Raw genomic sequence first — 13,409 nt, 5'->3', positions numbered from 1 at the left:
TTTTACGTAAATAAGTACAAATGAAAAATATATTATTGCTTTCTGATACACACGGGTGTATTGATGAGTCTATATTAAAATACGTCAGACAAGCTGATGAGGTTTGGCATGCTGGCGATATAGGAGATTTAGCGGTTACAGAGACGATACAGGGACTTAAACCTTTGCGCGCTGTATATGGTAATATTGATGGGAAAGAAGCTAGGGCAGAGTTCCCAGAGGAGCAGCTTTTTATGTGTGAAGAAATGAAGGTTTATATGATTCACATCGGTGGGTATCCTGGTAAATATAAGGCAGTTGTAAAAGAACGATTAATGACAGAGAAACCTGGTATTTATATTTGTGGGCATTCACATATATTGAAAGTGCAGTATGATCAACTTCATAATGTGCTACATCTTAATCCAGGAGCAGCTGGGATTAGTGGGTTTCATCAAGTAAGAACTATGCTTCGATTTGTTATTGATAAAGGAGTGGTTAAAGATATGGAGGTTATTGAATGGCCAAAAAACAAAAAAGCCGAACTATAATAAGTTCGGCTTTTTTAACGCACTAATAAACTAAGATGTAAGGTTTATCGTAGGCGATCTACAGATTTTACAAGATCTTCATCCTTTTTTATGGCTCTGTTAGCTAATACTAGCAACAGGATAGAAATAATAGGGAGGAACATCCCAATACCTTTCTCAGAAATAGCCTCTGCTACTTCTCCAGATACAGTTAGTGATCGGAATACGAATAATCCTAATAGTAAAACGTTTAATATCATGTTTAGTCTGTTCATAACGAACTGACGTTGTCTATTTTTAAAACCTAATAAGCTAATCATACTTAAGGCAGCACTACCACCAAATAGTATAGCTGTAATTGGGCTATGTCCTACCATTATCGTTTCATTTAGACCGTTTGTCCAAAGAGGAATAAATAAGGATACAATTCCCATAATTACGAAAACAAGAAATAAATAGATACTCTGGATTCTCTGTAACATACTTTTTATTTGTTCTGAGCTACAAAAATAACGTTTCTTTTTCATTAAAACCTATTGTTTTTTAAAATTAATTCGTAATATTGCATCAGTTCTGTCGTAAGTTCTTCATAATACGACAATTCTATATGAAAAAATTCCACTCTTATATTTAAGAACACAACTCAATATTTTATAATCTATAAACATTTATATGTTTGACAATTCCGAATTACAAAAGTTGAAGGTCGCAGATCTTCAGAAAATTGTTAAAGAACTCAACATCTTAGGAACTTCAGGTTTAAAGAAAGAATTATTAATTGGTAAAATTCTTGAGCATACAGCTACAATGAAAAAAGTGACTGTAAAAACTCCTAATGTTACAGAGAAGAAAACAATTAAGAAAGAGAGTAAAGGTGCAATAGCAGTTAAAGTAGAAGAATCTGTTAAGGCTGCTGCTCAGGAGGTAGTTAGTAACAAGATATCAGTAACCGATACAGGAAATGTTGCGAAGGGCGATGATAGTAAAAGAGCAAGTGAAACAACTGATGATCAGGCTAATAATAATGCTCGTCAACAACGTAAACGTATTAATCCTTCAAAAGAAACAGCTGTAGAGAAAACTGCAGATAATACTTCTGAGAATAGAAACTCCTCTAAAGATAATAAAAGAGATTTCGGAAAGAAAAAAGGTGACAATCGTCGTGACAACCAAAAAAGAGATAATCGTCAACAGACTAATACGAATATAGGTGTAAATGATGCAAATACTACTGCATCAGTTGATCAAGAGCCGAAAAAGCAAAACCCTAATCAGCATAAAAATCGCAATCAGGCTACTAATCAATCTCAGGCCAATAACCAGTCTCAGGCCAATAACCAGTCTCAGAATACTCAGGGACAAAACAATAACCAGTCTCAGAATAACCAATCTCAACATAATAACCAATCTCAGAACAATAAAAAGAATACGTTCAGAGAGCCTGATTATGAATTTGATGGAATTATAGAGAGTGAAGGTGTGTTGGAAATGATGCCAGATGGTTATGGTTTCTTGCGTTCGGCTGACTATAATTATTTGTCATCTCCGGATGATATTTATTTGTCTCAATCTCAAATTCGTTTGTTTGGTTTAAAAACAGGAGATACGGTAAAAGGCGTGGTTAGACCCCCTAAAGAGGGCGAGAAGTTTTTCCCATTAGTGAAAGTTGTTAAGATTAATGGACATGATCCTCAAGCAGTGAGAGATCGTGTGTCTTTTGAGCACTTAACGCCATTGTTTCCTGATGAGAAGTTTAACTTAGATGCACGTAGAAGTACGGTATCTACACGTCTGATGGATATGTTCGCTCCTATAGGAAAAGGACAACGTGGAATGATTGTCGCTCAGCCTAAAACAGGTAAGACTATGTTGCTTAAGGAAGTAGCAAATGCTATTGCAGCCAATCATCCTGAGGCTTATTTAATTGTACTGCTAATTGATGAACGTCCAGAGGAGGTTACAGATATGCAGCGAAGTGTAAATGCGGAAGTTATTGCTTCTACTTTTGATGAACCAGCAGATCGCCATGTAAAAGTTGCAAATATTGTTTTAGAAAAGGCGAAACGACTTGTCGAGTGTGGTCATGATGTAGTTATATTACTTGACTCAATCACGCGTTTAGCACGTGCCTATAATACGGTTCAGCCTGCTTCAGGTAAGGTGTTAAGTGGAGGGGTAGATGCTAATGCTTTACAGAAGCCAAAACGCTTTTTCGGGGCGGCGCGTAATATTGAAAATGGTGGATCATTAAGTATTATCGCTACGGCACTTGTAGATACTGGATCTAAGATGGATGAAGTAATCTTTGAAGAATTTAAAGGAACGGGTAATATGGAGTTACAGTTGGATAGAAAGCTAGCTAATAAGCGTATATTCCCTGCGATCGATATTACTACCTCTTCTACTCGTAGAGATGATTTATTGCTAGATGCTCCTGCTCAACAGCGTTCATGGGCAGTTAGAAAGTATATTGATGATATGAACTCATTCGAAGCGATGACTACTATTATTGATAAAGTTAGAAAAACAGAATCAAATGAAGATTTCTTGAAAACGTTAAACGGATAATCAAGACATTGTAAATAAAATGTAAAGAAGAGTGCATCAGATGCACTCTTTTTTTGTAATAAGTGTTTCTGAAAGTCCTAATTTTGTTACCAAAGTAAAATGTATTACTTTCGAGCGATAGATGAATGTTAATTTAGCTATACGAAAGATGAATGTAACTATTGTGGTCATAGGGGTTGTTGTAATAGCTATTCTTGTTTTGAGAAGGTATTTCACAGTAAATAGGTTTAATAGTACTGAAGAGTATCTAACTAATAAAGAAAAGGAATTAGAGGAAGAAGAATGGGAAGATGAGTTAATGGACAAAGAGAGTTTCAATTTTTTGTTTCTAGGATTTATAGCGACTTTACTATTTCTTATTGTCGGACTTTTTACTGGAAACGATCTTTATTGGAATATGATTTTGTTTTTAATAACTGCTTTTTTATTTCTACATTATTTACCACCAAACAATAAATTTTGATGTATTTTTTTTAAAGTATAATTCGTTTAAGTAGAGATGTTTAAAGGGATTGATGAAAAATAAATTGTATTTTTTATTCGATAAAGTTTGTATTTATAGAATAACGTTATATATTTGCACTCGCAATAAAGCAATAGGCCATGTGGCGCAACTGAATAGCGCATCTGATTACGGCTCAGAAGGTTGCAGGTTTGAATCCTGCCATGGTCACAAATTTTGTAAATAATATAAACACGGCCACNGGTCACAAATTTTGTAAATAATATAAACACGGCCACGTGGCGCAACTGAATAGCGCATCTGATTACGGCTCAGAAGGTTGCAGGTTTGAATCCTGCCGTGGTCACGAAAAGCTCCTTTTTTTAAGGAGCTTTTTTTATTTCTACACCTTATTCTAATTGTACTAATATGCCAATTAAGGAAAGTTATTTTAGTTTTTGGAAGAAGTCGTCGAATCAACATGGCGTGCATTCTCCATTTGTTTTCTCGTTATTGACTAAGGGACTTTATTTAAAAGATAATCGTTGGAGCCAAATGAAGAAGAAAGATGCTTTCTTAGAGCGTATATATGAATATTTTTCTCCTTCAAGCTTTGTGGTGATTAATGGCGATTTAAAGAATGATAATCTTTTCAGTAGAGGTCTAGTGTCTGGTGAAGTGATTTCTTCTTTAGATATGATATATGTAGGGCAGGCAGGCAAAGATGTAATCACTACTAGTGATTTGTATTCTTATATGCATAATGATTCTGTACTAATGATTGATCGACGTTTCAAAAATGCGGTATCCGAGCAACTTTGGCAAGAGATAGTCTGCGATGACCGATTTATAGTTACACTTGATTTCTATTATTACGGGGTGGCGTTTATTCGTACTGAGCAATTAAAACAACACTTTGTACTGCGTATGTAGTTGTTGGCGATCAATCTAGAAAATTGTGTTTAGGGATAAAGTTACATTGTTGACTTCAAAAGATTGTTTGTTTACTCTATAGATTTTTTTAATAAAGCTTAAAATCTCCTGTTTTTTTAGATTAGGTGATGATTTTTTCGTTGTTTTCAAATTAGTTTACTCTGTTCTGTCATTACCAATAGGGTGACTTAAGATGGTTTATTTGTTTGTAGATATCTTTTTTCCACACTTTCTTGCAGAATACGAGCAGTAAGCTTGAGGTTTTCTTGCCAAGGATGTGCTTCTGGGCTAGTATACTGCAGAATTACTGCACTTATAGTGCAAGCTTGGCAACATATGTTGTCTTTTCATGACATAGCATAACATAATGGATCAAGACTAAAAGTTAGAAGATGATAGGTGTACTTCTTTTTTAAGACAAAGTTTTGTATATAATCACATTTCTTAAAAAAACTATTGATACTATACAGAAGGTTTCTTATTTTTAAGCTTTGCAATGGAGGTATCCCAGGTATAAGACTTAGGTATGGAAAACAATATAATCGATATACGCGATATTAAGCGAGATTTTAAGTTAGGAACGGAGACTGTAAAAGTATTGAAAGGCGTAAACCTCCAGATTAAGAAGGGTGATTACGTTGCTTTGATGGGGCCTTCTGGATCCGGAAAGTCTACACTTATGAATATTTTAGGGTGTTTGGATACGCCTACATCAGGGGTGTATGTACTTAACGGAAAAGACGTTAGTGTGCTTAATGATGATCAGCTAGCTGAAATTAGAAATAAGGATATTGGCTTTGTTTTTCAAACGTTTAATTTACTTCCTCGTACTTCGGCCTTAGAAAATGTAGCTTTACCGATGGTTTATGCTGGAAATTCAAAAATTGAACGCGTACAAAGAGCGGAGGAGGTATTGGGACAAGTAGGTTTAGCTGACCGAATGGATCATCATCCCAATCAGTTGTCTGGTGGGCAGAGACAGCGTGTAGCGGTAGCTAGAGCACTAGTAAATAAACCCGCAATTATCTTAGCTGATGAACCTACGGGAAACTTAGACACAAAGACTTCTATTGAGATCATGAATTTGTTTGATGATATTCATGCTAATGGAAATACTGTAATTTTGGTTACCCATGAGGAAGATATTGCGGAGCATGCTCATCGCATCATTCGATTGCGCGATGGGGTAATAGAGAGCGATCAACGAATAAAATAAAAACGAGTTAACTACATATTATAAAAAAAATGAAAGTTTATACGAAAACAGGGGATAGAGGAACGACAGCACTATTTGGCGGAACGCGTGTCCCGAAGAATCATATTCGTATTGAGAGTTATGGAACCGTCGATGAATTGAATTCTTATATTGGACTTATACGTGATCAAGAGATAAATCCGTTATATAAAAATGTTTTAATAGAAATACAGGACAGGTTGTTTACGGTTGGTGCTATCTTAGCAACAGATCCAGAGAAAGCAATTTTAAAAAACGGTAAAGAACGCTTGAATATACCAAAGATTAGTGAGGAGGATATTGCGTTATTAGAGCATGAGATTGACCGTATGGAGGAGTCTTTGCCACCAATGACACATTTTGTACTTCCAGGTGGACATACTACAGTGTCATATTGTCATATAGCGAGATGTGTTTGTCGTAGAGCAGAACGTATTTCTGTACAATTAAATGAGGTAGAGGTCGTAGAAGAGTCTGTATTGAGGTATTTAAACAGACTTTCTGACTATCTGTTTGTGTTGGCACGAAAGTTGACTTTTGATTTACAAGCGGAAGAAGTAAAATGGATCCCTAAAAAACAGTAAAAGCAGTTTTTAAAATATCCTAGAATTGCTTAGTAAAGCAACTACGTTCTTATTAGTGAGTGAAATATATAAAAAACGCTTGTTAATTTCATAATAAAAATTATTTTTGCATTAAAATTAAAAAAAAGGATTAGAGATGTATTGGACATTAGAATTAGCATCTTATTTAAGTGATGCGCCTTGGCCAGCAACAAAGGATGAGCTTATTGACTATGCAATTAGAACAGGTGCTCCTCTAGAGGTAGTTGAGAATCTACAATCCATCGAAGACGAAGGAGAGATTTACGAATCGATGGAAGAAATATGGCCGGATTATCCGACTGACGAAGATTATCTTTGGAACGAGGATGAGTACTAGGACGAGATAATAAAAAATGAAAAAAGCCTCAATCAAGGCTTTTTTTTTGTTTAAACCGAAAAATAGAAAAAGTTTTAATATTAACTATATAACTTATGAGTCTTATAAATACAATATTAAAGGTTTTTGTTGGAGATAAATCAGAGCGAGATATCAAAGGCATTAAACCGATAATAGAAAAAATAAAAACCTATGACGGGAGTTTAGCGAGTTTATCTAATGATGAGCTTAGAGCAAAAACTATTTACTTTAAAGATATTATTCAACAATCACGTGCAGATCAAGATGCTAAAATAGCTTCGTATCGTGAGGAAATTGAAACGACACAAGATATTGATGCTAGAGAGTCTATCTATGCTAATATTGATTCTTTAGAAAAAGAGGCTTATAACAATACAGAGAAAGTATTGATGGATATTTTGCCAGAAGCATTTGCTGTGGTAAAAGAGACTGCTCGTCGATTTAAGGAGAATCCTGTAGTGGAAGTTACGGCTACAGATAAAGATAGGGAGTTCGCAGAAATAAAACCATATGTAACTATTGAAGGAGATAAAGCATATTGGGCGAATACATGGACTGCTGCTGGAAAAGAAGTAACTTGGGATATGATTCACTACGATGTACAGTTAATTGGAGGTATCGTATTGCACCAAGGGAAAATTGCAGAGATGCAAACAGGGGAAGGTAAAACGTTAGTAGCAACTTCTCCATTATACTTAAATGCATTAACAGGAAAAGGAGTTCACTTAGTAACAGTGAATGACTACTTAGCCAAAAGGGATAGTCAATGGAAAGCACCTTTGTTTGAGTTCCACGGAATGACCGTTGACTGTATTGATAATCATCAACCAAATTCACCAGGAAGAAGAGCTGCATATGCAGCGGATATTACTTATGGAACGAATAATGAGTTCGGGTTTGATTACCTAAGAGATAATATGGCTCATACGCCAGAAGAATTGGTACAAAGAGAACACAACTTTGCCATTGTCGATGAGGTGGATTCTGTATTAGTTGATGATGCACGTACGCCATTAATTATTTCTGGACCTGTACCTGATGGGGATAGACATGAGTTTAACGAGCTTAAGCCAGCTGTAGCTAGCTTAGTAGAGATGCAACGTAAATTAGCGAATAACTATTTGGCTGAAGCACGTAAGTTAATACGCGAAGGAAATATAAAAGATGGAGGTTTCTTATTGTTGAGATCTTACCGTAGTTTACCTCGAAATAAAGCATTGATTAAGTTTTTAAGTGAAGAAGGAGTAAAACAAATTCTTCAAAAAACAGAGAATCATTATATGCAAGATAACAATAGAGAGATGCACGTTGTAGATGAGGCTCTTTATTTCGTTATTGAAGAAAAAAATAACTCTGTTCAGTTAACAGATCATGGTGTAAAATATCTGTCACAAGGAGGAGATGAGACTTTCTTCGTACTTCCAGATATTGGAACGGAGATTGCCAAAATTGAGGCACAGAAGTTATCTAAAGATGATGAAGCTGAAGCAAAAGAAAGATTGTTCCAAGACTTTGGCGTTAAGTCGGAGCGTATTCATACGTTGACTCAGTTATTAAAAGCTTATACTTTGTTTGAAAAGGATACGGAGTATGTAGTGATGGATAACAAGATTATGATTGTAGATGAGCAAACGGGGCGTATTATGGATGGGCGTCGTTACTCTGATGGTCTGCACCAAGCAATTGAAGCAAAAGAGAATGTGAAGATTGAAGCTGCTACTCAGACTTTTGCTACAATTACATTACAAAACTATTTCCGTATGTACAATAAATTGTCAGGTATGACAGGTACAGCAATTACGGAAGCAGGTGAGTTCTTAGAAATTTACAAACTAGACGTAGTAGAAATTCCGACGAATAGAGGTATTGCGCGTAATGATAAAGAAGATAAGATTTATCGTTCGGTTCGTGAGAAATTTAAAGCGGTAATTGAAGATGTAGTAGCATTATCTAATGAAGGACGTCCAGTATTGATTGGTACTACTTCAGTTGAGATCTCTGAATTGTTGAGTAGATCATTAAAAATGCGAGGTATTAAACACAATGTGTTGAATGCTAAACAACACAAACAAGAGGCTCAGATCGTAGAAGAGGCAGGTAAGCCAGGAGTTGTAACAATTGCAACAAATATGGCAGGACGTGGTACGGATATTAAGCTCTCTCAAGAGGTAAAAGATAGAGGAGGACTCGCTATTATAGGTACAGAGCGTCATGATTCTAGACGTGTTGACCGTCAGTTAAGAGGTCGTGCAGGACGTCAAGGAGATCCAGGAAGTTCACAGTTCTATGTGTCATTAGAAGATAACTTGATGCGTTTGTTTGGATCAGAGCGTGTAGCTAAGATTATGGATAGAATGGGATTAGAAGATGGAGAAGTAATCCAACACTCAATGATGACTAAGTCAATCGAACGTGCTCAGAAAAAAGTAGAAGAGAATAACTTCGGTATTCGTAAGCGTCTATTAGAGTATGATGACGTGATGAACGTACAACGTGAAGTGATCTATAAGAGAAGAAAACACGCATTGTTTGGGGATCGTCTGAAAGTAGATATCGCTAATATGATGTATGATTTATGTGAGCGTATTGTAGAATCAAACAAAATGGCGAATGACTATAAAAACTTTGAGTTTGATGTTATTCGAAACTTTGGAATAAATACAATTGTATCAGAAGAAGACTTTAATAAACAAGACTTTGTAACTTTAGCAAACAAACAATACGATATCGTATTTGATGCATATAAAGACAAGTGTGCACGTAGTGCTGCCGAGGCGTTTAAAGTGATTAAAAACGTTTATGAAAACAATGGAGGTAACTTTGAGCGTATTGTAGTTCCGTTTACAGATGGAATCAAAACAATCAATATTGTTACTAATTTAGAGAAGGCATATCAAAGTGAAGGGGCTTCTTTAATTGATGATTTTGAGAAAAACATTACGTTGACAATCTTAGATGAAGCTTGGAAAAAGCACTTGAGAAAAATGGATGAGTTAAAACAGTCAGTACAGTTAGCTGTACATGAGCAAAAAGACCCATTGTTAATCTATAAGTTCGAAGCGATCGAATTGTTTAAGAAAACAATTGCTGAGGTAGATTCAGAAGTAACTACTTTCTTGACTAGAGCAGATCTACCAGTTCAGGAAGTACCTCAATCAAATGAGTCAATCGAAGCGTAATTTAGAATTTTAATTGTATTTCTATAATACTGAAGAGAGGGATAGGTTGTTCTATCCCTCTTTTTTTGTGTGTTTAACAAGTAATATCAATTGCTTTTTTGACTTTAGATAAATAGAATGCCTCTAGTTTTTAAAAGCTTTTATTTTTCTGTTATTATTTTGTAAAAAACATTTTAGACTATTTTTGGATAGTTATCTTTGGGAGCAATGAAAAATATACTATAGAATTTTTATGGAACTTTTAGATTATCTCTTGCATATAGACAAGTACTTACATTTGTTTATAGAGCAATATGGAACGTGGATTTACGTTATTTTATTTCTAATTATTTTTGTGGAGACAGGGTTAGTGGTCATGCCCTTTTTACCTGGAGATTCACTTTTATTTGCTACAGGAATGCTAATTGCTCAGTCAGATGAGTTGAGTATAGTCTTAGCTATTGTAATTCTCTTAGTGGCTGCGATAGGTGGGGATTCCTTGAATTATTATATAGGTAAGAGAGTAGGAATGCGATTGACAGATGTTCGTTTATTTGGAAAACAGTTAGTAAAACCAGAACATATTGACAAGACACATGCTTTTTATGAAAAGTATGGAGAGCGTACGATAGTTATAGCGCGTTTTATTCCTATTGTTCGTACATTAGCGCCGTTTGTTGCTGGTGTAGGGAGTATGAGGTATGCTGTATTTATGACATATAATGTAGTAGGAGCGTTGATATGGGTATTAAGTTTGACATTAGCAGGGTACTTTTTAGGTAATATTCCTTTTGTACAAGAGCATTTTTCGAAGATTGTATTACTCATCATTGTGGTGTCAGTACTACCAATCGTATATGAATTTTTGAAGGTGAAGTTAACGAAGAAGTAAACGTTGATTATATCAATAAAAACGGGCACATTAAATTATAATGTGCCCGTTTTTATTTACTTATTTATTCTACTAGTTCTAATTCGAATACTAAATCAGTATTTGGAGGAATAACTCCTCCAGCTCCTCTTTCGCCATAAGCTAAGTGTGAAGGGATAAAAATAACAGCTTTATCACCAATTTTCATTTGTTCAATTCCTTCGATAAAGCCAGGTATAAGTCCTGTTTTGGCTCCATATTTAAAAGGAATAGGAATATATTGGTTGTAAGCAGCTCTTTGTGCATCATGACTATTGAATGCTTTAGCTAAGTCTTCAACGCTAGTGTCAAATAATATACCGTTTTCAAAGAAACCTGCGTAGTTGATTTTAATCTCGTTACCGATGTTCGGTTTTTTAGCTCCTTCTTTAGAGTCGGTGATTACGTATTGTAAACCTGAATCTGTTTTGATTGCTTTTTCTTTTAATGAGGCAAACTTGTCAGCATACTCTTTTTTGATTTTAGCTAGTTTTGATTCTTTGTCTTTTTTTGCCTTAGCTTCATTTTCGGAATATTCTTTAAATACTTTTTCAGCATTGAATTTCTTAGCGGGTCTTCCAATTCGAATTATTTTGATTGACTCAATTTTATCATTCTGTTTAATGTTATTAACCACATCCATTCCTTTTACAGTATAACCAAATACACTGTGTTTGTTGTCTAGGAAAGGAGTTTCTTTATGAGTAATGAAAAACTGACTACCATTGGTAAAAGGTCCACTATTAGCCATTGATAATGTTCCTGGTTTATCGTGGCTTAATGTAGGGTCAAATTCGTCTTTAAATACGTATCCTGGTCCTCCCGCTCCATTACCATCAGGATCCCCTCCTTGGATAACGAAGTCCTGAACAACACGATGGAAAGTAAGTCCGTCATAAAATGGTTTTCCTTTGAATTTCTTATCAACTAATGGATTAGTTCCTTCTGCTAAACTTACAAAGTTTGCTACGGTAACAGGAGCTTTCTCGTATTCCAATTCAATGACAATATGCCCTTTGTTTGTTGTAATATCTGCATATAGACCATCAGGAAGGTCACTTTTATGAGAAGTGCACGAAGCAAATACTGCTACAAGACTTAAAATAAGACTATTCATACGTTTCATATTTTTGTTTTTCAATTTTTATTAGTTCAATTGTAAATATAAGTGGTTGATTTTTATGTATTTTATTTTTGTCTCCCATATAACTATAGGCTAGGGAGGAAGGTGTTAAGACCTTTATGACTTCGTGTTGCTTCATGAGTTTAAGACTTTGTCTTAGAACCGGTAGCAACTCCTCTTTTTCTATTATATAAGTTAACAGACCAATGTCAGACTTACTGTAAATTAGGGAGTCCTTTAGGTTACTTACTTCATAGGTGAAGGTCACCTGGTCATTAGTTTTAGGTGAAATAGAATCTTTGACTAATCGTTTGCTATAAGAATACCAAAAACCATTTTGAGAGTTTAAGAATGATTGTTGGTCATTCTTTTTCATGTATTCACTTAACAGAGATTCTTCGTTCTCTAATTGAGTTTGGTTGCGCTCAACTGAATTCACTAATACACTATTTCTTTTTTCAGAAATAGGTCTTCTGGCTTCTTCTTTTTGTCCGCAACCAGCTATTGAAATTAAAAGTATAATCCCACAATAAAACTTAAGATAGTTCATCATAAAATTCGTCTTTATGCTCAGCTATAATTGTTTTGAAATAAGCAATAGTTTCTTGGAGTGATTTATCTGATTTCCCTCCAGCAGCATTGATATGTCCGCCTCCATTAAAGTAAGCTCTAGCAAATCTATTTACATTAAAATTATTATGAGAACGGAAAGATATCTTTATAATCTTTTCTTCTTTTTGCTCAATAAAGAAAGCAGTTAAATCTACCCCTTTGATACTAAGTCCATAATTGACTAATCCTTCAGTATCACCTTTTTCATGGTGAAATTCTTTTAGGTCTTTTTCACTTAAGAAGCTAAAAGATGTATTAAGTTTAGGTAGGATAGCTAGGTTTTGTAAAGCTTTCCCCATTAATTGAAGCTTGTTGTAACTATTGTTGTCGAATAGACTATTGTGAATTTTAGGATTCTCAATTCCCTTGTCGATTAGTTTAGCAATTGTTGTATGTGTAGCTGATGTTGTTTTCGGAAAACGGAACGATCCTGAATCAGTAACAATACCAGTATATATGCAAGTAGCTGCATCTTGATCGATGTATTGATCTAGTCCAATCTTATCTAAAATAGTATAGAGTAACTCGCAGGTTGAGCCATACTCAGGACATGAGAACATGACTTCTGCATAATCATCAGGCATCTGATGATGGTCAATCATTATATAGGGCTTATTTAGTGATAGTAGAAATTTCTCCATTTCATCACCAGTTCTAAGCAATACATTAAAGTCTAAGGTAAAAACATAGTCTGCTTGCTCGATAAGTTGAGTAGCTTTATTGCGTTGTTGTTCGAAGTTAACAATCGATTTGCTGCAAGGCATCCAGTGTAAAAAGTGAGGTAAGTCATTTGGACTAATAACAGTAACTGTTTTATCTAGCTTAGTCAATACATGGTATAGACCAAGAGTAGATCCAATAGCATCACCATCGGGATTGCGATGAGGGATGATGACAAAGTTATTGTTATTTGATAATATTGACTTTAAGGCATTTAAATTACTTTCACTAATCATG

General features: G+C 35.0%; 13 protein-coding genes and 2 tRNA genes. 11 read left to right on the top strand and 4 right to left on the bottom strand.

Annotated elements, in window-relative coordinates:
* Window positions 1-20 precede the first annotated feature (20 nt).
* Window positions 21-530, top strand: a complete 510-nt coding sequence (locus tag GJV77_RS05210) for a metallophosphoesterase family protein (protein WP_155035294.1) — start codon at window positions 21-23, stop codon at window positions 528-530.
* A gap of 44 nt (window positions 531-574) precedes the next feature.
* Here the strand turns inward: GJV77_RS05210 and GJV77_RS05205 are convergent, their stop codons facing one another.
* On the bottom strand, window positions 575-991 hold the full coding sequence (locus GJV77_RS05205) for a DUF4293 domain-containing protein (protein ID WP_155035293.1): 417 nt from the start codon (window positions 989-991) through the stop codon (window positions 575-577).
* Between the two features lie 190 nt (window positions 992-1,181).
* Between GJV77_RS05205 and rho the strand changes: the two genes are divergently transcribed.
* The 10 genes from rho (at window position 1,182) to GJV77_RS05155 (ending at window position 10,699) form a co-directional block, all read left to right on the top strand.
* Window positions 1,182-3,077 (top strand): transcription termination factor Rho, encoded by a 1,896-nt coding sequence (gene rho, locus GJV77_RS05200; RefSeq protein WP_155035292.1) that lies wholly within the window; start codon window positions 1,182-1,184, stop codon window positions 3,075-3,077.
* A 121-nt stretch (window positions 3,078-3,198) separates the two neighbouring features.
* A complete protein-coding gene (locus GJV77_RS05195; protein ID WP_240142824.1) occupies window positions 3,199-3,540 on the top strand; it encodes a hypothetical protein in 342 nt (113 codons plus the stop codon).
* Window positions 3,541-3,676: 136 nt separating this feature from the next.
* A tRNA-Arg gene (locus GJV77_RS05190) sits at window positions 3,677-3,750 on the top strand.
* Window positions 3,751-3,812: 62 nt separating this feature from the next.
* Window positions 3,813-3,886, top strand: a tRNA-Arg gene (locus tag GJV77_RS05185).
* 62 nt (window positions 3,887-3,948) lie between these two features.
* Entirely contained in the window at window positions 3,949-4,452 is a 504-nt protein-coding gene (locus tag GJV77_RS05180) for a hypothetical protein (protein ID WP_155035291.1), read from the top strand.
* A gap of 526 nt (window positions 4,453-4,978) precedes the next feature.
* On the top strand, window positions 4,979-5,668 hold the full coding sequence (locus tag GJV77_RS05175) for an ABC transporter ATP-binding protein (protein ID WP_155035290.1): 690 nt from the start codon (window positions 4,979-4,981) through the stop codon (window positions 5,666-5,668).
* A gap of 29 nt (window positions 5,669-5,697) precedes the next feature.
* A complete protein-coding gene (locus tag GJV77_RS05170) occupies window positions 5,698-6,270 on the top strand; it encodes a cob(I)yrinic acid a,c-diamide adenosyltransferase (RefSeq protein WP_155035289.1) in 573 nt (190 codons plus the stop codon).
* 136 nt (window positions 6,271-6,406) lie between these two features.
* Window positions 6,407-6,628 (top strand): DUF2795 domain-containing protein, encoded by a 222-nt coding sequence (locus GJV77_RS05165; protein ID WP_002986941.1) that lies wholly within the window; start codon window positions 6,407-6,409, stop codon window positions 6,626-6,628.
* Between the two features lie 95 nt (window positions 6,629-6,723).
* Window positions 6,724-9,828, top strand: a complete 3,105-nt coding sequence (gene secA / locus GJV77_RS05160; protein ID WP_155035288.1) for a preprotein translocase subunit SecA — start codon at window positions 6,724-6,726, stop codon at window positions 9,826-9,828.
* A gap of 232 nt (window positions 9,829-10,060) precedes the next feature.
* Entirely contained in the window at window positions 10,061-10,699 is a 639-nt protein-coding gene (locus GJV77_RS05155; RefSeq protein ID WP_155035287.1) for a DedA family protein, read from the top strand.
* A gap of 64 nt (window positions 10,700-10,763) precedes the next feature.
* On the opposite strand, the gene GJV77_RS05150 is transcribed toward GJV77_RS05155, so the two are convergent.
* Genes GJV77_RS05150 through GJV77_RS05140 form a run of 3 tightly spaced genes read right to left on the bottom strand, consistent with a single transcriptional unit; the run spans window position 10,764 to window position 13,408 of the window.
* Window positions 10,764-11,843, bottom strand: coding sequence for a peptidylprolyl isomerase (locus tag GJV77_RS05150; RefSeq protein WP_155035286.1), 1,080 nt, complete (start codon window positions 11,841-11,843; stop codon window positions 10,764-10,766).
* Complete coding sequence (gene gldI, locus GJV77_RS05145) at window positions 11,827-12,393, bottom strand: gliding motility-associated peptidyl-prolyl isomerase GldI (RefSeq protein WP_155035285.1); 567 nt, start codon at window positions 12,391-12,393, stop codon at window positions 11,827-11,829. The genes GJV77_RS05150 and gldI overlap by 17 nt, the downstream gene beginning before the upstream one ends.
* The gene (locus GJV77_RS05140; RefSeq protein ID WP_155035284.1) at window positions 12,377-13,408 is read right to left on the bottom strand and encodes a DHH family phosphoesterase; all 1,032 of its coding nucleotides are present in this window, start codon (window positions 13,406-13,408) and stop codon (window positions 12,377-12,379) included. The genes gldI and GJV77_RS05140 overlap by 17 nt, the downstream gene beginning before the upstream one ends.
* Between the last annotated feature and the right edge of the window lies 1 nt (window position 13,409).

Origin of the sequence: Myroides pelagicus (assembly GCF_009711055.1) — a bacterium.
Taxonomy (GTDB): domain Bacteria; phylum Bacteroidota; class Bacteroidia; order Flavobacteriales; family Flavobacteriaceae; genus Flavobacterium; species Flavobacterium pelagicum.
This window is presented reverse-complemented; position numbering and strand designations above follow the sequence as displayed.